This window comes from Dysgonomonas termitidis (assembly GCF_054657735.1).
Window position 1 is genome coordinate 3,745,037 of the sequence record NZ_BAAHYD010000002.1, and the last position, 20,751, is coordinate 3,765,787.

Sequence of the window (20,751 nt, forward strand, 5' to 3'; positions counted from 1 at the left end):
CAATTCTATTATAATGACGATTTACATTCACATAGAAAATGAAAAATAAAAGATATATAAAAATGAGATACAGAATCCTTTATCTGCTGTTTATCTCTATATTGCCCCTGATATTCTCATGTCGCAGTGAAGAGACGGACTTTGAACCGGATGATATATCAAAGCATGCAATAAATTTTACTCTAAATATTCCGGGTCTGAATCTCCCATCCACATATTCCATGGACGAAACAAAGGAAAATGAAGTTAACGAAGTCGACGTGTTTATTTTTAAAGTAAATAATTTGGGCAACCAGACTTTTATCTATCATAAGAAAGCTACAAATATCAAAAATGCATATGGCACAGCAAAATTCCATGCTGTAATAGAGGAAGATACCGATTGCAATATATTACTGGTAGCCAATGCCCGGACAAAAGTAGATAATATTTCAAGTACCCTTACCGAGGGTGTATCTACAAAGGAGGAAGTATTATCTCTGCTGGAATATTCCAATGAGGGTAAATGGGAAGCCGACGGCTCCGGCATTTACAGGAACATACCAATGATAGCCGAAACCGGCAAAATAAATATCACAACAGGAATGCACATAACAAATGTATCCTTAGTCAGGATGCTGGCACGTATAGACCTAAAAATAAATGCATCTGTGACTCCTGCTACATTCAAATTGTCCAATATTTACCTTTGCAATTACAATACCAACGGATACATCGCCCCCACCTGGAACTCTCAGGGGGAACTTTCATCTGCTGCTGCAACCAGTCCAAACCTTCCGGCTTCTACCGGACGTAAGTTAGGAACAGGAAATGCGATAAAATATGAAGCCGGCGGATTAACCTCCTTCAATGGTGAAATATATGCTTTCGAGGCCGATGCCGCCAGCGATGATAATGGCTATGACCACGCCGACCGTAAAAATGCAACATGCCTGATCATAGAAGGAAAATACAACAGTGCAAGTAACTCGTCTTTCTACCGCGTTGACTTTACGTACCCCGAAACTGGTACAGGTATCGATAAAGGCGATTACATGCCTATTTTACGCAATTACAGATATGAAATAGAAATAAACGGCGTTACAGGCGCAGGACTACCCTCCCTGGAAGAAGCACTGGCGTCATATATGGTTCGTTCAAATCTGGATATTAAACCTATAATATATGATGAGGGACTCATAAAAGACATTGTTTTTAACGGACGATATATGCTTGGCGTAGATATAGGAGAGTTCTTGTCCTACTCAGGAAAAAATCTTAATGGAACAGAAGAAGCCTCAAAACTGGTAATAAGTACCGATGAACCAGAGGGCTGGAAAATAAAAATAAGTGACACGAATAATAAAACAAATCCGGACTGGCTAAAAGTAACCAATATACAAGGAAATACAGGCTCCACCCAGATAGGTTTGATCGTAAATACCTCAGCCGCAGATAAGGCGGAGGTCGGATATCTGGATATCCTTGCCGGAAACCTGGTAAAGAGAATAACCTATTATAGCGTCGACCCTCTTTTTGAATTCAAAGATCTCACAGATGGAGACATTATAGACTTCGGAGCTGAAAATCAAAGCCTGATTTATAATGTAAATATCAGGACAAATGCACGCTGGAAGTACTCGGCATCGGACGATACGAATAACAATGCCTTCCCTAACACAATTCTAAGTATGTCGCATCCGTTGGAAGCGCCGTACAATATAGGAGGGACTTCCGCCCAGGCAGCAGATATAACGTTCCACTTCATACCGTCGAGTGACGATACTCCTGTTGCGGGTACAAAGTTTGCCACAACACTGTCATTCTCTACGACCTTTACCGGCGATTCAGGAAACGATATTACGAAAACACTCACTTTCAAGAGAACAGTTCCGGCATACGTAGGTCTTTTCAGCATGGAACCCAACGACATAGATTTACCTTCAGCCAATTCTGTTGTAAAGATAACTGCTACAGCTAACGTAGCATGGAGCGGAATAGCCAAATACAATGGGACGATCGTATCTACTAACTCTACACCTGTTCCGGCAGCAACCAAAAGTTCCGGTTTTTCAAATGTTACAGTACGCGAGAATCTCGATTCTTATACCAAAGTCATTAATTTTTATATTAAATATACGGATACAAATGGTATATCTCAGGAATCGTATGTAGGCCAATTGATACAGAAAAAAGCCGGAGAATAAGATGAAAAAAAACATGATACATAATACCCTCGTATATATGCACACTATAGCGTTACTATCTGCTATTTCATGTTCACATAGCCAATCCCGGCCAATGGAGAATTATACTGAAATAGAACGCTGTTACTATCAGCTGAAATCGGTAAATACGGATGCTGACAAAGAAGCTATGAAATCATATGTGTGCGATTCCTTAAACTTCACGAAATTATACAATTCGCCCCTATGGGACACATTTATTGAAGACTGGATAAATCTCTTCGGAAACAATGTACGGTCTTTTCCGGCTGAAGAATTTACATATATTTCAAAGAGAATACTCGAACGTATTGCGATAGAAAGCCCTGAAGTCAGCAAACCATTGGTTCGTAAATCAGCCGATATATTAATGGAAATGGATCAGAAAAAAGTAACCGCCTGCCTGGCCGCATATTCCCATGGAATAAATATAAATGCAAATGAGGACAGCGAAATAGCCATGCGACTACTCACCGCTATCATGCTTCCGGGCACAAAAGCGCCTGCCCTGACAGGTACGAAACCGGCAGGAAATAACACAGAAGGAGAAAAAAGGCTTATTATCTTCTATGACAGCAATTGTCCCGATTGTGAATCATTATTAGCCAATGTAAGCAGCCGGTACAAAGAATTACTCAATAAGGGTATAGATATAATCAGCCTGTCAGCTGATACGGACGAAATATTATATACGAAACACGCCAAGAGGCTTCCCTGGAAAAATAAACTGTGTGACTATCAATCATTCAGTAGCGATAATTTCAAAAATTATGGAATAGCAGCAGTTCCGGCAATGTATTTAATTGATTCTAAAGGACTAATTGTAGACCGGTTCGAGTCATTAGATGAATTTGATTTGCTTAAACATGATGGATCTGATATAAATACAATAGACAATGAAGAAAAAGCCCTTCACTAATACTATGGATCATAAAAATTTGTCTTCATCCACATATCGGAAACACCGAAGTTGAAGATATGTGTAGTTTTGTAAAGTCTGAAATCCTGTGAGTCGGGAGATTCGCAGGATTTATTAAAAAAGAAATTAATCTCTTCTAAAAAATAATATTAATGACTATCGGCAGAAAAATATTCAAAACAACCATAATTATATTAACAGCGATACTATCCGTTTCCTGTATATATGATGAAGATATTCCCCCCGTAAACAGGGTAATACTCATTTATCTTGGAGGGGACAACAGCCTGTCTGACGAAGTCTACGAGAAAACAGAAGCTATCCGTCAGGGTTGGAATAAAAATATCGAAGGTAAGCTTTTGATTTACAGCGATCCGTCTGATGCATCTCCGCAGTTGATAGAAATATGCACATGCCGTGAAGGAAACCCTATAAAAGAAGTTATACACACATATGAAGAGGAGAATTCTGCTGACAGCAAAGTTTTTAATCGTGTTATAAAAGAAGTCAAAACAATGTATCCGGCACCGTCATATGGCTTGATCTTATTTTCACATGCTTCAGGATGGTTGCCTCAGGAAACATTGAAAAGCCCCAAATCGGTACTAATGGATAATAAGCAGGAAATGGACCTGGCAAATTTCGTTAATGCTATTCCCGACAACTCCTTCGATTTTATAATCTTCGAAGCCTGCTTTATGTCCGGTATTGAAGTTGCATACGAACTCAAAGATAAAACCGATTATATACTTGCTTCGTCTGCCGAAATAGTCTCCCCGGGATTTACCGGGATTTATAAACAGTCTGCCATAAGCTATCTGTATGAGTCTCCTGTCAACCTGAAAGGATTTGCACAATCGGCATTTAATTATTTCAACTCGCAATCGGGATTTCTCAATTCCGCAACGCTGAGTATAATAAAAACCTCTGAATTGGACGCACTCGCCAATACTGTAAAAAAGAGTTATGATATAAATAGGACGGTCGATTTAAATGCAATCCAGCATTTCGACAGATATTCATATCATTTATTTTTCGATTTTGAAGATTATTTTTCATCATATCTGCAAACCGATATACAAAAACAGGAACTATCAAAAGCTATTAATTCCTGTATTATCTATAAAGCAGCCACTCCGGCATTCATGGATGGATATAACGGTTTTGAGATAAAAAAACACTCGGGATTGACCACCTATATCCAACAGGAACAGTTTCCATATCTAAATACAGAATATCAGAAACTGAGATGGTACAAAAAAATTTCAGAAAATTGATCAGCTAAAGGTAAATATGCCGGAAAATGTAAGGAAAACCCAAAATATAAGAGATAAAATGATAAAGAGGTTGTTAAATACACGAGAGTTAAAAATCGTGTTGTTGGGAACGATACTGCTATTAGGCACTATAAACAAAGCAAGCGCCCAATTCTACTCCGTTAAGACAGATTTGCTGGGCTTAGCGACCACCACGCTGAATATAGAAGGTTCGGCTGTTGTCAGTAACCAATGGACACTTCATTTACATGCGCAATATAATCCTTGGACATTTCCAGATAACAAGAAGATGAAAAATCTGACATTCCTGCCTGGCACACGCTACTGGTTCAATGAGACCTACAGTTATAGTTATTTTATAGGTTTCAACGCAATTATCAGCAGGTACAACATCGGCGGGCTATTCGGCAGTGATTACCGCTACGACGGAATGGGTTATGGAGGAGGAATATCGTTCGGGTTTTCAAAACCCATTCAAAGGCGGTGGAACCTGGAGTTCGAGTTAGGCATAGGTGGTGTATATTCAAGTTATGATAAATATCCCTGCATAAAATGCGGGGAAAAAATAGATGAAGGGTCAGGATTCTTTCTGTCCCCAAATAAGGCTGCTATAAGTTTGGTTTATTTATTCTGATATAAAAGGATTTATGAAAAGAGAAGATTGTAAAAGAACAGAAAATAACGTTGAGGAAAAGAGCAGAAAACATGCAATAAGATCCTTAAAGTCTATAACTTACAGCATATTGACTGTCGGTTCTATTTCATTGGCCGTAATGTCGTGCCGTTCGGAAAAAATAATGACAGAAGCACTTTATATGCAATATAAGAATGTGAAACTCGAATTGCCGCCAGGAGATGAGATCGGGGATTCTTTTTCTTCGGGAGGTATGCTTTCCGAGATCGTTAATTATACAAATAAAGAAGATGGGAAAAGTAATGAGACGACGTATAGCACCACTAATAAGCTGGATGCAAATACCGTCTACCGTCTAAATGAAGTGGTGGTAACTTCCCGTTCCAGCTTCACTCCTGAACGGGATGGCCGTGTATCGGTAAATTTCCTTGTACGGGTTCCTAAAGAATTAATTTCATCAAACTGGAGCATTACACTCAGCCCCCAATTACTGCATAATGATTCTGTAGTACCTTTAAAAGATTTAATCATAAAAGGTGAAGAGTTCTACAATAAGCAACAAAGCGGTTATGAAGCTTATGGTGAATATCTGGCATCTATCGTGGACAAAAAGGATTATGACAGCGTATTTCTTGACAGGAAGGGTATCGCCCAGGATATATTTGACCGTCAGAGCCTTTATCTCGGCCTCTATAAATCGGAATGGAATGATATGATGGATTACCAGAAATGGAAAAAGATGATGGATGACCGTTATATGACATTCAATGCTAAACAGGAAGCCAATCGCCTGGCTTTGTGGCATAAGTACCAGAGGGAAGCAGAATTCCTTAAAGTAAAGAACCTGGCTACAGATAAAGATACTACCGGTATTAGTGCAAGCTTCAATAAAAAATTTGAAAAACGGGCAGGACTACTACCTCAATACAGGTTAAAGCGGGAGATCAAAGAAAAATCAGTACCCCGGAAATTTAAAGAAATGCATACAGAAGGACATACCGTCGAAGATATTAAAAGCCATGCCGTAAGCGAAAATGATTCTGTAGACATCTCAAAACACCGCTATTTCTATAATAAGATTATAGAGAATGAAATGAAGGACAGTCTCAAAAACTATAAATTCCGAGAACTGATCCCTTACGAAATCCGTAAAGATGTGAAGCTCGACAGTATAGCTGATCCCGGTTCTGACTTTGTATATCTCTACAATCATGAATATCCGGTAACTGCGGGACTGAAAAAAATCCGCATCACGATGAAAGGGCATGCACGCGCAATAGATGAAAGCGGATACACCTTCCCCGGAATGGATACGCTTACCTACCTTATATCATCTATAGACCAGCTGATAGATACAACGTTAACAGTAAAGAAAACCAAGCTGTATCGGAATATGTACAGCCTTTTGACCATTTATCCTAAATTTGCCACAGGGAAAGCCGTATTCAACGTGCGGCACGAAAATAACAGGATGCAGATCGATACCCTCATCAACACTTACAATGTTTTCACGAAGGAGAAAGGCTTGGATATGGATAGTGTGGTAATGACTGCCTCTACTGCTCTTGACGGATCTTTCGACAATAACGCATACCTCAGTAAACAGCGTGCAGACGCGATCAAAGACCATCTGAGAAGAACATACGGAGCCGGCATGGATATAGAAAATGTCTTCAAAGTACGATATATCGGAGAAGACTGGAACGGATTAGTAAGACTTCTCCAAAAAAGAGATGATATTGAACACAAAGGCGAGATATTACATATGATCTCCAATGCGACATTCCCCGATGCCTGCGAAGAAGAAATCAAAAAGCAATATAAAGAAGACTATAGAATCATACATGATTCTATTTATCCTAAACTGCATAAAGTGGAATTAGCATTCAATATGAGCCGCCCGGGAATGGTTTCCACAGATTCTATACAAAGCGAATTCCGAAGTGAATATTATGAGGGCTTACGCTTACTGAAAAACCGCCAATACTGGGAAGCTCTGGAAATATTAGCCAACTATCCGGATTACAATACAGCATTGTGTTTTACCAGTATGGGGTATAATGACAGAGCCTACAACCTGCTGGTACAGTTGGAACAGACAGCCAATGTAAACTATCTTTTAGCCATAGTTTGTTACCGGCTGAATAAGAAAGACTTAGCTGTAGAATACTTATTAAAAGCCTGTGAACTTGATAATTCCAAAATATACAGGGCGCCACGGGATATGGAAACCAAAAACCTGATAAATACATATAAACTAAAACCTAAATTGGATAAGATAGAAGCTGACGCTGCTATTTAGGTCCGGTTGTTGAAGGCGACAGGAAATACAGAAACAAAAACTCTCTAAGCATTTAAATTAGAGAGTTTTTTGTGTAACCGCCAAAATATACTACCATTTATTCATATGTATCTTTTTCTCATCATATTTATCCTTCACACTTTGCGGTCCCCTCGGATAGCCTACCGGGATGACCACCAATGGTAATATTTGAGAAGGTAATTTTATATTTCTACTCACAGTTCCCATCCGGTCCGGATAAGGATAAGCAGCCGTCCATACAGCACCTAGACCCAAGGCTTCAGCTGTCAGCAAAATATTTTGTGTCGCAGCGGAACAATCCAGATACCAGTAAGAGGATTTCGTTGTATCACCACAGACTACAATAGCCACAGGAGCCTGGGAAAGCATTTTAGCTGTCGGCAGCTCTTCGGCCAGCCTGTCCAGAATATCCCTTTCGTTTATAACAACAAATTCCCACGGACGTGTATCTTTACCCGAAGGCGCAGCCATTCCGGATCTAATAAGCGTTTGAATATCTTCGTTCGATACAGGCCTGTCCTTTATAAAGCTTCGGACACTCTTTCTTCCATGTATAACAGAAAGTATCGTCTCCTTCTTTGAAATTTTGTCATTATCCGATCCGTTACAACCTGAAAATAGCATAACTGTTATAAATGTACAGAGTAATACAGATTTACTTTTCATATTTATTTTATTGAATTAATAAAGCCGGTGGTTCCACAAAACCACCGACAATATATAAATTATTTTTTTAACTATTTTCTAATCGGATAATATATAGCTAATTACTCCTCCCATTTTGCTATGATAGACTTCCGGTCGTAAGAGTATGCGCTAAAGATACCCAAAGCTCCCCCTTTGATATTTGTTGTAGGATTGTTCAGGGAATTTTCAGCCTGACTCAGATTTTCGAAAAACGTATAAGACGGCTTATCCACACTCTGAAATTCAATCAACAACTCGTCATTCTGCTGGATAGGATCGACATCTTCATTCGCAGAAAATACCGTGAGCGGCATGTGCATATCGCTACCATCGGTATTTTCAGTGTTTATCACAATCTCACCGACATCTGCCCGCTGCTTACCATTTATGTACACCAGGCAACGGTAATACTCATTCTCTTTCCCAACCGGGTCTGTGAAATGCACCATCGGTAGACCATAATCCATTGCCAAAATCTTAGTTATTGTGAGCGAATCTAATTTCACCTGCTTCGGCATCCTCGATACAGCTGTATATTCTTTACCTTCATAATTCACATACAGGCTGTATGTCCGCCCTTCTTCCCCCTTCATTTTCTGGGCTACATACCATCCGGTATTATCCTGCTCCAGTATATCCGAATTCCCGGCATCGTCCGATATTTTGACAATAGCGCCTTTCAGGAACGGATAACCGCTATTATCGCCAAAATCCAATGTTTGGCTTACGCGTACCATCGCCAGTGTATTTTGCGGGACCATCCCTTCAATTACTATACGCGGAGGTACCGTACGGAGATCCACATCAATTTCTTTTTCGCAGGAATAGGCTGTAAAGATTAATAATACTATTGCAGCCGTCAATTTACATATTTTGAATATATTGGTCATAATATCTTATTAATTGGAGTTAAAACTTAAAATTCCATGTAATTGAAGGAACGAATCTGAATAATGAATACTGATAGGCCGATGTCTTGCTTGTATCGTCATTATTGGTACGGAAACGAATCATATAAGCATTTTCTCTTCCATAAGCGTTATAAAGGCTGAATGCCAGCTCCGATTCGAATTTCGAGGTCTTTTTCAACAGGCAGGTCGCCCCCAGATCCAGACGGTGATAGTCCGGCATACGGTAACCGTTTCTTTCGGCGTAATACATCACATCTTTTCCGTTTATCTGATATTTACCACTCGGGTAAGTAATCGCGTTACCTGTATAATATACCCACGCGGCAGACAGCGTCCACTTGCGGTTCAGTTCGTAAACTCCCACGATAGAGAGGTCATGTGTCCTGTCCTGATAAGCATTATACCATTTATCTTCATTTATTCCATCAATCTTTTTCTCCGATTTGGATAGTGTATAACCGACCCATCCGGTCAGACGTCCCAATTTCTTTTTAAACATCAGTTCAAGACCGTAAGCGCGCCCTTTACCATATAGCAGCTCAGTCTCTACCGCATTATATGTCTGAAAGTTAGCATTATCTTTATAATCTATCTGGTTCCGCATATCTTTATAATAAGTCTCTACACTAAATTCGAACATATTATTAGAAAAATTACGGAAATAGCCTATGGAAACCTGGTCGGCGACCTGCGGCTTAATATTATTCGAACTCGATGTCCAACGGTCGAACGGTGTACCCTGTGCCGCGTAAGTCAGCAAATGCATATTCTGGACTGTACGTGCATAAGCAGCCTTTACAGATGATACTTTGTTGAGTTTATACGCAGCCGATAGGCGGGGCTCGAGATTCACATAAGTCTTAACTACTTTACCGCCTTTATACCACACACTGTCGGTCACATTATTTTCTTCATCCAGGTTATAAAATTCACCTTTTCCTAACGCCATGAATGCAGACAGACGCAAACCATAGATAATTTCCAGTTTATCAGACAACTTAATTTCATTAGAGGCATATATTGCATTCTCCGAAGAATAACGGTGAAGCAGGTTCAATGAATTATTTTGCTCGGCATTCAGTTCATAATCACCGGGGCCTATATCATGATAGGTCGAACTTAACCCCATTTTCCACAGGCTGTTTTTATTGGGCTGAAAGATAAACTCCTGCCTTACTCCGTAATCTTTTATCTTTGCCCTACCATTCATATCCATCCCTATTTCCATTCCGAAATAGTAATTGTACTGATTGTAAAACACCGATGTACCCGAGTTCCATTTGCTATTGATAACCCTGTTCCATTTCAGATTACCGAACATATTGCCCCAGTTGATTTCAGCAGCATCTTTCAGCACCATTTTATCCCGTCCCAGATATCCGGAAAAAGAAAGCTGGTCTTTATCCGATAAACTAAAATGCACTTTGGCATTCAGGTCATAAAAATAGAGATAAGCATTCTGAGCGTCTTTAGCACCCGACAAACGGGCCATAGCATCGGCGTAGGTGCGTCTGGCACCAATGAGGAATGATGACTTACCTTTTTGGATGGGGCCTTCAACATTCAGCTTGGACGAAATAAGCCCGATACCTCCCGATACATGATAATCCTGATTGTCCCCGTTACGTTGCTGCACATCGAGTACCGAAGCCAGACGCTCCCCATATGGAGATGGCATGGCACCTTTATATAAAGTTACATCGCGAAGCACATCAGAATTAAACGTTGAAAAGAATCCCATCAAATGCGATGCATTATATAAAGGTACATTATCCAGCAGTATCATATTCTGGTCGGCACTACCTCCCCGTACATAAAAGCCGGAACTTCCTTCTCCTGCCCCCTGCACTCCGGGTGTAAGCTGGATCGTTTTAATAATGTCGCGTTCCCCCAATAATACAGGCAATTTATTTATCTTCTCTATTTCGAGCCGCTCCACACCTGTCTGAGGTGATGAAACGTTGGCGTCGGCACGTTCGCCCGAGACAACGATCTCTTTCAACCCGATAGCAGATTGCTTGAGTTCTATCTCCTGACGCATATCTTTAGAGAGAGAAATTTCAATTTCCTTTTTCTCGTAACCTATGTACTCTATCTGTAATGTATAATTACCTTTGGGAAGAGTCAATGTATAGTCTCCTTTCTCGTCGGAAGCAACACCCCGCCCCTGATTATTTTTCACGATTATAGGAACTCCGATCAGCGATTCTTTCGTCCGTGAATCATAAACTACTCCTTTTATTTTATAAGTCTGGGCATTTGTGAAGTTTGAAAATAAAAAGAATAAAATCAACCCGGAGAAAAATATAAATCTCACCCTTTGGGTTGAGTTAAAATGTAGTGTCATACGTTAATTAGTTTAATATTAGTACCTAAATTACTTCATAGGTTAAAATTACCTCTTCATTCATCTATAGACAACGATAAATCGATGAATTAATTTTATTTCCCGATGAATAATTAAGAATTATCTGTTAAATTTTCGCTTTCAGCAAGAAACAGAAAACAGAGATCATTTGACAAGTAAACGAGATACGAGATACAAGATTAAAACTTGTCTACTGGTTTACTCGTCTACTTGTATCTGTTTTTGTTAAAACCTGACACATCTGACACTTTTGTCAGTTAACAGTTAGCAGTCATCAGTTAACAGTCGTGGCGCGTTAGCACTTATTACTTAAAAACTCATCACTTATAACTGCCAGCAGGGCCTTATCTTTCTTCCTTTTATGTTCGGCTTTCCTTTTTTGGGAAGAAGTCAGTATTTTCATATCCCTTTCTATATGTTCGTTTTTCGGAGGATACCCGGTGATTGCCTCGGCACAGGTTTCCAATATTTCTTCTATCGCTTTTTGTTCCATACCATTATCTGTTTCTTCTGTTTTATCCAAGGGCCCGGATTCATTCTTCATTGCGCATCCCTCAGCTGCTTTCTCTTCCCTCCGGGGAAGCCGGGTGGGGCTTTTATCCTGTCTGTCCAGTAACATCTTTATTGTCCTCAGGTCGGGCGGGCATTCTTTTTTGGTAATTGTCTTTTGCTTAAAGACAAGTTCACCTGTATATTCACCGGGGACATAAATATCTTTTTCTACCGTTGTGTAATAACCTTCGAGCTTCTTTTTCAGCGACGCATGCACCATCGTCATCAGTTCGGCTTCACGGCGTGCTACCGCCTGTTCCACTTCGCTACGAAAATCGTCTCTGGTATTCATCCAGCTGTAAAAGGTCTCCCTGCTGATGTTTACCGCCTTGCATACCTGCGATACAGTAAAAAACTCCTCTTCAATCAGGTTTACAATCTTTTCTGTCAAATCTGCATTGTACTTTGCCATAATCGTTTATTTATATAGATAAACGGGATTTCTATTTATACAGAATTTTAACATTTTAGATGTAATTAGCGGATTTAAGGAAGATTCCTCTGCTCCTTCCACCTTCTGCCCTCACGCGATGCGATCGCGCGGGAGCAGAGGTTCACTCGTTTTACAGGGCCAAAGGTATGAATAATTAATCTGATTGAAGAAATATCTGTTATAAACTGATATTAGCTGAATATAAGAAATCCCGGCCGGCCTCTCCCAATACTACTGCATATAAGTCGCTTATAATGAATCTTAATAAAAAATTAACACATACAGATAAAATAAATATACCATGACAGTTGTAACACATCATGGTATATCTCTTTAAACAAACCGGAAACCTAAACCCTATCTCTTTTTACTTAAATTTTAATTATCCAATTGCTGCAACGCGTATGCATAAGCTCCATACATAACTGCTTCACTGGTCCCTATATGCGAAATAATCACTCCTGTCTTTTTCGATCTATTATAATGAACAAATTCGTCGCTTCCGGGAACTTTTATCTGTACGTCTTCGTTTTGTAAAAATCGACTTCTATCCCCTTCATCCATCAGATTATATATATCCATCTGTGTTTTAGAGAAAGAAGCTCCACCGAACATCCTTACGTTTCCCTGCAATTCTTTCATTATACCATTAAGTATATATTTCGAAGCCCCTGTGAGTCCACCGCCGATAACAAGGATACCGTCTACAATAGTGAGTGCATATGTCATCACATCACCTATCATTTCACCCATCTCCTCGAAACTCCTGATAGCTGCTTCGCGGTTGCCGGAGATATTCCCTTCTGCTATGTCATATATATCTTTAGGTGTAAGACCCGTACTATCCTGCCCCGATAATTCCTGATAAACCCTTTTGACGGCGCGTATGCTTACACTTTCTTCAACGATATATTCCGGGTATTTTTTGTTTTTCATTATCCAGACATCGGCGCCACACCCGTTATCTCCGGTAAGGAGCACTTTATTTATAACTACTCCCGCGCCAAAACCTGTTCCTAATGTTACACCTAATAAGTTTGAATAACGTTTCGGATTCCCGGCATTCCCCAGCCAGTAGTTAACCATCGGTAATGCTCCGTGCAAGGCTTCACCATACGCAAACAAATTTCCATCGTTGTTGATATATACCGGGATTTTAAATTTATTGTGAAGATACGGGCCTAACGCGACCCCATTGCGAAAAGCACTAAAGTTGGGTAAGTCTCCTATTATCCCATTCTTATAATCGGCAGGCCCCGGAAACGCAAAGCTTATCGCCACAGGTTCGGCTTCCAGGCCGGCCTTAATAGTTTCAAAGCCATGCACCAGCACTTCCAGGCATTTATCCAAATCGTCGGAGACAGCAGGCAGAACCAGATGCTCCCCAACTTCCTTATATGCCTGAACAGCTGAGAATACAAAATTTGTCCCCCCGGCATCGAGTGTCAATACTATCCGTTGATCGTTAATATACATAATTATGATTTTTTCTCAAATTTAAGCGATAATATATAGATATAAGCTGCACTTAGCAATAAAACACCGAAACTGATGCCGAGGCCGAAATGTTTCGCCACAACTCCTACTAACGGCGTCACTACAGCACCTCCGGCAACGCCCATTATCATCAATGATGATATTTCATTCGCCTTTTGCGGACGGTATTGCATAGCAACTGAAAATATGATGGAAAACACATTGGCACATGTCAGGCCGATTATAAATACAGCAGCAAACAACAACCATTTGTCTGATAAAAACATTAACATAAGAAATGCCGGTATGGCAATCAGCATATTGGTTTTCATAAACCTGGACGGATTAATCTTCAGGAGAAGAACCGATCCTAAGAACGCGCCGAATGTTCTTGCTCCGAAATAAAGACTGGAACCCAATGTAGCATCGTCAGTAGTAAAACCGAGCCTTTGCTCCAGCAATTGGGGAGTATTTACATTCATACAGACATCAATACCCACTATTAACAGAATACCCAGAAACATCTGTAAGATAAGGCTGTCTTTCAGTAATCCTAATGTATTCCCAAAAGAAGCCTGTTTTGTATCCACATTTTCTTCCCTCCTGATGGGAACAGAATATAACCAGACAAATGAGATAAGCGATGTTATGGCAAACACAGGCAGAATAAGTTTCCAGTCCCCGTAGTTCTTCACAGCCATACTGGCTATAATAGGCCCTACGAAAGAAGATACAGCCTTGATGAACTGCCCGAAAGTCAGAGTCCCCGCGAGCTTGCTGTCATGTACAATACTTGCTACCAAAGGATTCAGGGAAACTTGCAGTATGGTATTTCCAATCCCCAAAAGGGCGAATGAGAAAATCACCACGTAGAAATCGTAGAAGAAAAAAGGTAATATCAATGAAATACATTCGATCAGAATAGCCAGTAATACGGTTTTCTTCCGTCCTATCCGGTTCATTAACAATCCCGTCGGTATTGAAAATATCGCAAACCAGAAAAATACCATCATAGGTATAATACTGGATGTGAGTTCATCGAGGGAGAAGTCCTTTTTCAGGTAATTAGTCGAAAGTCCGACTATATCCACCATTCCCATCACAAAGAAGCTGAACAGGATGGGTATAAGTATTTTAATGGTATTTGATTTATTTTCAGTCATAAGTTTAGCTCGATATTGTTAAAACCGCACATATGCTTTTATTACAATACATTCCTGCCCCACGGATTTTCCGGTAGGGGTAATTGTATATTCTTCCAAAGCCGCCGGTATTATAAATGTTTCCGCATAATGTACAACAAAAGGTTCGAACACCCCTTTAGGGTCTTCTATTATAACTTCCTCACCTTCTACAAGGTTCAATACATTTACGCTATTATTGGTTTTATGAGATGTCTTTTTCGAAAAGCGGAATCTTCTTGTCTCAATAAATTCGTTCGGGTGCAATCCTGTTTTCTCTTCCAGCCACCCATCGCCTTCAGATACAGTAGAACATACATTCACCAGATTCTTGTGTGTATATTCCGTATCCCTTGTCCAGTCAATTACTTTTTTCCCCCTTTGCACATTTATCGGGCGAGGCTTCCCGTCAAGCCCCAATCGCTCCCAGTCCCAGAGTTTGAATGTAAACAGATTGGGAGTAGAACTGATTTCGAGCACAACCCCCTGTGGTCCGGAACAATGTACGGTTCCACCCGGTATCAGGAAGTGGTCGTGTTTCTTGGCAGGGATCTTATTTGCGTACTTGTCTGCATCGAATACGATCTCACCTTTTTCAGCCTTTTCCAGATCGCGAATCATTTCGTCCTTGTCTATCCCTGTTTTCAGTCCGAGATATACAACAGCATCTTCTTTGGCATCAACCATGTAGTAACTCTCGTCCTGTGTATAATGTATGCCAAAGGATTCGTGTACAAACTGTGTTGTCGGATGCACCTGAAGGCTCAGGCTTCCACCCTGTACAGTGTCCAGAAAATCGAACCGGATAGGAAACTCCTTTCCAAAACGGGATTCGACAGGTTCTCCTAATAATTCACGGCTTTTGAGCAATACCAAATTTACAGAAGGCATTTCGAAGACAGTACCGTTAACATCCAGAAACAGGCTATTCTCTTCGGGGACACAATCGAAACACCACCCATAATTCACATTTCCCTTATCCAGATCGAATGTCTCTCTCATCCACTGGCCGCCCCATGGCGCCGGATCAAAGAACGGAACTACCCGGAAAGGCTTCTTTATTGTTGCTTCAATACCATTGAAGAAAGTCTCCCTGTCTATCATTTTCGGTTGCTCTTTAACGTGAGTGTCCATCCAATACGAAACCTTGTTATATAAGGTGTTCTTATGCGCGTCACATATTTTCCAATCGTTAAAATATCCGCGTTTATGCTGCAAAGAAATGGCTTCATCTCTGTCGTCCAACCCCAAAGCCATAATACTGCGTGAACGGAATCGCTGCTGGATCTCCCATCGCGCCATATCAATATATATAACACAAGCTGAATCCGGAACAACAAGTGACGCCCCGCTACCGATGACAATGACAGTACCTTTACATTTTTTTATCTGATCCCGGGCTTCGGTCAATTTCTTCACATCGAAATAGTCTATCATTGACAGATTGGTAACATAGCCGAACAGGACATCATCGGTCATAAACCGTTCTGTCATTTTCCGAATCTCCTTTTCAGACTTAAACAAATCCCTTGTATTAAATATCAGGTCAGGTTCTATATTATTAACATGTGATATTACTTCTTCTTCGTGAACACCTACATACATATCTATACAGATAGTAGAACATGAACTTAACATATCTTTTAATGACTGTAAAATATCACTCCATCCCTCTATAATAGTCCCTTTAGTCTTTGTTGCAGGATATTTGTCATAATTAGGCTTCCTCATAGTATATTATTTATTAAACATTATTCAAAAAATATATTATGTTCATACATATATATCATTGTGCAAATATATGCATCTTTTTTTGTTTACCAATATTTTTTTGTGTTATTTTGTATAACAGTTAAACAATTCAATAAATAATAAGCTATGAAAATAGAAGTTAATCGTGAAAGTTCAAAGCCGCTCCACCTGCAAGCAGAGGAATTTCTTCGCAGGTTGATAGATGAAGAAGAATACAAAAACGGGAAGCTTCTGCCCAAAGAAATTGAATTGTCCAAACAATTTAATATATCCCGAAACACACTACGACAGGCGATCAACAAACTTGTATTTGAAGGACTGCTCGTACGCAGAAAAGGATATGGCACCAAAGTCGCGCGCAAAGGCTTTGTCGGTGGTATAAAAAACTGGCTGAGCTTCTCCCAGGAAATGAAAATGCTGGGGATAAAGATTAAGAACTTCGAACTCTTCATCGGAACCCAGAAAGTATATAAGGAAGTGGCCGATTTCTTCAATGTGGAAGTGGACACACGTTGCCTGAAACTTGAACGGGTTCGCGGAAGCGAAGAATACCCATTCGTGTATTTCATATCTTATTTCAATCCCAATATACCTCTCACCGGAGAAGAAAACTTCAATATTCCTTTATACGAATTGTTAGAACATAATTACAATATAGTTGTCAAAACATCCAAAGAAGAGATCTGCGCCAGATTAGCCGGAGACTTTATAGCCGATAAGCTGGAAATATCCCCCAACGACCCTATACTCATCCGAAAACGTTTTGTATATGATATCAACGATGTGCCAATAGAATACAACATCGGCTATTACAGAGCCGACAGTTTTACATATACGCTGGAAGCCCAAAGATAAATCCCCATAACAACCTTAAAATAAAAAGCCTTCTTCTCAGACAGGAGTGGTCGGAAGAAATTCCGATCACTTTTTGTTTTCTACGTTTTGAAGAAAATAGAAGGATCACCACCACACTGCACAACAATCATAGATATAATCAGGTTTCTCAATTCCATGGAAAATCTTCTTTTAGCAGTTTTATATCCAAGTTTATTAGCCTGTTTATATATCAAGATAAGTATAGCCACAATCAAAGTCATATATAGGATAACTTTTATTCCATTTTTATTGAGTGACACAAGAGTACTCACATTTAGTTCCTGCTTTATAAATCGGAAGAATACTTCGATATCCCACCTTCGCCTGTAAGCGTCCGTAATATCTTTGGCTGATAAGTTAAGCACATTGGTGATAAACCAAAATTCTTTATCAGGATCATCTTTGCTTTGTGCTACAATTAAGCGAAAAGGTACTTCTACCAGCTCTTCTTTGTAATGGATATTACCTCGTTTATTATTAATAGGCTTACCGGTATATAAATAAACTTCACTATCTTTCAAAAGCATCAAACTACCCAAGTCTAGATCAATATCATCGCTTTTCAAGGATTTTAGTTCAACATGTTTTCGATTCTCTTTTGCTCTTATTATAAAAGGGATAGATTCTCCGGAAAAATCTTTCATGGTTCTAGCTGACTGCAATCCTCTGTCCAAAATGTAAATATTGTGATGTCCGGTTTCTTGTTTCACATGACTTCTTATAACCTCAGGTAAAGCTGTTTCTTCGCCAGAGTATTTGGAGTCTGTAAATATCTTAACATCACAAGGTAAAATGCCATCAAAAGCAATGCTATACTTAACTGACTTCTTTCCGTTTTTATGGTCAATACCTTCTTCTAAGAGTTTGCTACAAGCTTCACTTACCATTGAAGAATCAACTCGTATCAGATTATATTCCTCTTTTTCTGTCGATGAATAGGCTGCTGAGAATTGTTCATAAATACATTCATATATTTGTTTGAAGAAGTCCGCATCAATCTTAGAAAGCCGTTCTGATATGGAACTTCGGCGAACACTCTCTGATTTGTCTAAGTTAAAAAGCATCTTGAAGACTGGATCATTAAAGGTATCCTCTAAGGTTCGCTGACTTAATCTGTCATTCTCTAAAATGCCATACATCAAAAGGTAAAACAATTTCTTGCCATGCAGAACTTTTGAATAATAGTCAACTTTTGTATTTTCGGATAAATGACTTAAAAGTGCCTCTGGAATAACTCCCAATAGTTGATTTATTCCAATCCTATGATCTTTAAATATTGCCATAAATATATGATTATCAATACTTAAAGATAATAAAACTATGTGATAAAAACAAACATAATCAGCTTAATATCAAATGATTATATAAAAAAATAGTCGGAAGATATTTCTTCCGACCACTCCTGTCTTCTCAGAAGGCTTTCTTTATTATAGTTTCTCCGGCTTTCCTTGATATATTAAATAAATAATTAATACATTTGTATATGTACATACATATAGTATTTACTAAAAAATAATTTAATATATCATGAAAAATTCACCTTTATATGCATTACTTGGTATCTCTGCGTGCATATGCAACGAAGTCATTGCCCAAGGTACAAAAAAACCGATGAATATTCTGTTTATCATGACCGACGATCATGCTTTCCAGGCATTAAGCGCATACGGCCACCCTATTTCGAAGCTTGCTCCTACTCCCAATCTGGATCGGATAGCACAAAACGGGATGCTCTTTAATAATGCATTTGTAGAAAACTCAATTTCTACTCCCAGCAGAGCAACCTTATTGACAGGGATGTATAGCCACCAACATGGGCAAACACACCTCGGCTACGGATTAAAGCCTGACAAAAAATTCTTTGTGGAGTATCTGCAGGATGCAGGCTATCAGACAGCATTATTCGGCAAATGGCACCTCAGTGCTCAGCCCAAAGGATTTGATACATATAAGATATTCGACGATCAGGGTGAATATTATAATCCAAGATTCAGAACACCACAGTCGGATGGCAAATATATACGTGAAGAGGGTTATGCAACCGATCTAGTAACTGATGATGCCTTAAACTGGCTTATATTCCGCGACAAAAGCAAACCGTTCTGTGTATTGGTTCACCACAAAGCTCCTCACCGAAACTGGATGCCCGACCTGCAATACCTCGATTTGTATGAAGACATTGAATTTCCCGAACCGGCTACTTTATTCGATGATTATAGTACCAGAGGCGAACAGATGAAAACACACGAACTATCTGTTGCCAGCCATCTCGGATATGCCTTCGACCTGAAGGTATCCCAACTTCAAAACGAACCTACACTGGATTATATCAAATCGAGTTTCGATATGGCTATAAGTACATTAACACCTGAGCAACTCAGAGTATGGAATGAATCATATGATAAGAAGAATAAGGATTTTCTGGCTAACAGGCCGCAGGGTAAAGAACTAGTCCGGTGGAAATACCAACGATATATCAAAGACTATTGCCGCACCATAAAAAGTGTGGATGTTCAGGTTGGCAGGTTACTCGACTATCTGGAAAATAACAACCTTATGGAAAACACTATTATTGTATATACTTCCGATCAGGGTTTCTATCTGGGGGAGCATGGACTCTATGATAAGCGCTTCATGTATGAGGAAGCTTTCAGGACACCGCTTATTATCGCTTTACCGGGAGCAAAAAAAGGGGCAGAATGTACAGAACTTGTTCAAAATATAGATTATGCGCCAACCCTTCTGGATGCCGCCGGAGTTAATAAACCCGATGATATGGCCGGAGAATCACTGATACCATTATTGACCGGAACTTCTGATAAATGGAGAGATAATCTCTATTATCAATTCTATGATTATCCCGCTGTGGGAATGACACGCAAGCATTACGGAATACGGGACAAAAGGTATAAACTTATACATTGGTACGGCAAAGGAGAACTAAAGGACAAGGATATCGACAGTTGGGAACTATATGATCTGAAAAAAGATCCGACAGAAATCATCAACATTTATAACGATAAAAAATATACAAAAGTAAAAGAACGGCTTCACATACTTCTCGAACAGAAAAGAAGAGAACTGAAAGTCACAGAATAGTATCATGGTGAATGTAAAAAGAAAGCAGCAAGACTGGGTCTTGCTGCTTTCTTTTAATA

At 39.6% G+C, this 20,751-nt stretch carries 15 protein-coding genes; 7 read left to right on the forward strand and 8 right to left on the reverse strand.

Annotated features, from left to right (window positions below; genetic code table 11):
• Window positions 1-62: 62 nt before the first annotated feature.
• From ACYQ3L_RS19705 to ACYQ3L_RS19725, 5 genes are all read left to right on the forward strand, one after another.
• The gene (locus ACYQ3L_RS19705) at window positions 63-2,186 is read left to right on the forward strand and encodes a fimbrial protein (RefSeq protein ID WP_379995335.1); all 2,124 of its coding nucleotides are present in this window, start codon (window positions 63-65) and stop codon (window positions 2,184-2,186) included.
• Window positions 2,187-2,199: 13 nt separating this feature from the next.
• Entirely contained in the window at window positions 2,200-3,123 is a 924-nt protein-coding gene (locus ACYQ3L_RS19710) for a peroxiredoxin family protein (RefSeq protein WP_379995333.1), read from the forward strand.
• Between the two features lie 152 nt (window positions 3,124-3,275).
• A complete protein-coding gene (locus tag ACYQ3L_RS19715; RefSeq protein ID WP_379995330.1) occupies window positions 3,276-4,400 on the forward strand; it encodes a clostripain-related cysteine peptidase in 1,125 nt (374 codons plus the stop codon).
• 58 nt (window positions 4,401-4,458) lie between these two features.
• Window positions 4,459-5,034 carry a DUF3575 domain-containing protein gene (locus tag ACYQ3L_RS19720; protein ID WP_379995328.1) on the forward strand — a complete coding sequence of 192 codons (576 nt, stop codon included), beginning with the start codon at window positions 4,459-4,461 and terminating at the stop codon, window positions 5,032-5,034.
• A 13-nt stretch (window positions 5,035-5,047) separates the two neighbouring features.
• Window positions 5,048-7,336: a tetratricopeptide repeat protein gene (locus tag ACYQ3L_RS19725; RefSeq protein ID WP_379995326.1), complete on the forward strand. Its 2,289-nt coding sequence runs from the start codon at window positions 5,048-5,050 to the stop codon at window positions 7,334-7,336.
• Window positions 7,337-7,426: 90 nt separating this feature from the next.
• Here the strand turns inward: ACYQ3L_RS19725 and ACYQ3L_RS19730 are convergent, their stop codons facing one another.
• The 7 genes from ACYQ3L_RS19730 to ACYQ3L_RS19760 all read right to left on the reverse strand — a co-directional run bounded on the left by ACYQ3L_RS19730 (window position 7,427) and on the right by ACYQ3L_RS19760 (window position 16,696).
• Window positions 7,427-8,023, reverse strand: a complete 597-nt coding sequence (locus ACYQ3L_RS19730; RefSeq protein ID WP_379995324.1) for a nitroreductase family protein — start codon at window positions 8,021-8,023, stop codon at window positions 7,427-7,429.
• A gap of 101 nt (window positions 8,024-8,124) precedes the next feature.
• The gene (locus ACYQ3L_RS19735) at window positions 8,125-8,934 is read right to left on the reverse strand and encodes a DUF4249 domain-containing protein (RefSeq protein WP_379995322.1); all 810 of its coding nucleotides are present in this window, start codon (window positions 8,932-8,934) and stop codon (window positions 8,125-8,127) included.
• A 19-nt stretch (window positions 8,935-8,953) separates the two neighbouring features.
• Window positions 8,954-11,302 (reverse strand): TonB-dependent receptor, encoded by a 2,349-nt coding sequence (locus tag ACYQ3L_RS19740; RefSeq protein WP_379995320.1) that lies wholly within the window; start codon window positions 11,300-11,302, stop codon window positions 8,954-8,956.
• Window positions 11,303-11,618: 316 nt separating this feature from the next.
• A complete protein-coding gene (locus tag ACYQ3L_RS19745; RefSeq protein ID WP_379995318.1) occupies window positions 11,619-12,287 on the reverse strand; it encodes a hypothetical protein in 669 nt (222 codons plus the stop codon).
• A gap of 399 nt (window positions 12,288-12,686) precedes the next feature.
• Window positions 12,687-13,784 (reverse strand): ROK family protein, encoded by a 1,098-nt coding sequence (locus ACYQ3L_RS19750; RefSeq protein WP_379995316.1) that lies wholly within the window; start codon window positions 13,782-13,784, stop codon window positions 12,687-12,689.
• A gap of 2 nt (window positions 13,785-13,786) precedes the next feature.
• The gene (locus tag ACYQ3L_RS19755) at window positions 13,787-14,947 is read right to left on the reverse strand and encodes an MFS transporter (RefSeq protein WP_379995314.1); all 1,161 of its coding nucleotides are present in this window, start codon (window positions 14,945-14,947) and stop codon (window positions 13,787-13,789) included.
• Window positions 14,948-14,965: 18 nt separating this feature from the next.
• Window positions 14,966-16,696: a class I mannose-6-phosphate isomerase gene (locus tag ACYQ3L_RS19760; RefSeq protein ID WP_379995312.1), complete on the reverse strand. Its 1,731-nt coding sequence runs from the start codon at window positions 16,694-16,696 to the stop codon at window positions 14,966-14,968.
• A 147-nt stretch (window positions 16,697-16,843) separates the two neighbouring features.
• Here ACYQ3L_RS19760 and ACYQ3L_RS19765 point away from each other — a divergent pair, with 147 nt between their 5' ends.
• On the forward strand, window positions 16,844-17,572 hold the full coding sequence (locus ACYQ3L_RS19765; RefSeq protein WP_379995310.1) for a GntR family transcriptional regulator: 729 nt from the start codon (window positions 16,844-16,846) through the stop codon (window positions 17,570-17,572).
• Window positions 17,573-17,652: 80 nt separating this feature from the next.
• On the opposite strand, the gene ACYQ3L_RS19770 is transcribed toward ACYQ3L_RS19765, so the two are convergent.
• Entirely contained in the window at window positions 17,653-18,876 is a 1,224-nt protein-coding gene (locus ACYQ3L_RS19770) for an IS4 family transposase (protein WP_459952373.1), read from the reverse strand.
• 244 nt (window positions 18,877-19,120) lie between these two features.
• Between ACYQ3L_RS19770 and ACYQ3L_RS19775 the strand changes: the two genes are divergently transcribed.
• The gene (locus ACYQ3L_RS19775; RefSeq protein WP_380000097.1) at window positions 19,121-20,692 is read left to right on the forward strand and encodes a sulfatase family protein; all 1,572 of its coding nucleotides are present in this window, start codon (window positions 19,121-19,123) and stop codon (window positions 20,690-20,692) included.
• Window positions 20,693-20,751: the final 59 nt, after the last annotated feature.

Excerpts from the sequence above, each read along its gene's own strand:
- ACYQ3L_RS19740 (WP_379995320.1), bottom strand. The coding sequence starts at position 11,302 with ATGACACTACATTTTAACTCAACCCAAAGGGTGAGATTTATATTTTTC.
- ACYQ3L_RS19765 (WP_379995310.1), top strand. The coding sequence starts at position 16,844 with ATGAAAATAGAAGTTAATCGTGAAAGTTCAAAGCCGCTCCACCTGCAA.
- ACYQ3L_RS19760 (WP_379995312.1), bottom strand. The coding sequence starts at position 16,696 with ATGAGGAAGCCTAATTATGACAAATATCCTGCAACAAAGACTAAAGGG.
- ACYQ3L_RS19705 (WP_379995335.1), top strand. The coding sequence starts at position 63 with ATGAGATACAGAATCCTTTATCTGCTGTTTATCTCTATATTGCCCCTG.
- ACYQ3L_RS19745 (WP_379995318.1), bottom strand. The coding sequence starts at position 12,287 with ATGGCAAAGTACAATGCAGATTTGACAGAAAAGATTGTAAACCTGATT.
- ACYQ3L_RS19725 (WP_379995326.1), top strand. The coding sequence starts at position 5,048 with ATGAAAAGAGAAGATTGTAAAAGAACAGAAAATAACGTTGAGGAAAAG.
- ACYQ3L_RS19775 (WP_380000097.1), top strand. The coding sequence starts at position 19,121 with ATGAAAAATTCACCTTTATATGCATTACTTGGTATCTCTGCGTGCATA.
- ACYQ3L_RS19720 (WP_379995328.1), top strand. The coding sequence starts at position 4,459 with ATGATAAAGAGGTTGTTAAATACACGAGAGTTAAAAATCGTGTTGTTG.
- ACYQ3L_RS19770 (WP_459952373.1), bottom strand. The coding sequence starts at position 18,876 with ATGGCAATATTTAAAGATCATAGGATTGGAATAAATCAACTATTGGGA.
- ACYQ3L_RS19730 (WP_379995324.1), bottom strand. The coding sequence starts at position 8,023 with ATGAAAAGTAAATCTGTATTACTCTGTACATTTATAACAGTTATGCTA.
- ACYQ3L_RS19710 (WP_379995333.1), top strand. The coding sequence starts at position 2,200 with ATGATACATAATACCCTCGTATATATGCACACTATAGCGTTACTATCT.
- ACYQ3L_RS19750 (WP_379995316.1), bottom strand. The coding sequence starts at position 13,784 with ATGTATATTAACGATCAACGGATAGTATTGACACTCGATGCCGGGGGG.
- ACYQ3L_RS19715 (WP_379995330.1), top strand. The coding sequence starts at position 3,276 with ATGACTATCGGCAGAAAAATATTCAAAACAACCATAATTATATTAACA.
- ACYQ3L_RS19755 (WP_379995314.1), bottom strand. The coding sequence starts at position 14,947 with ATGACTGAAAATAAATCAAATACCATTAAAATACTTATACCCATCCTG.
- ACYQ3L_RS19735 (WP_379995322.1), bottom strand. The coding sequence starts at position 8,934 with ATGACCAATATATTCAAAATATGTAAATTGACGGCTGCAATAGTATTA.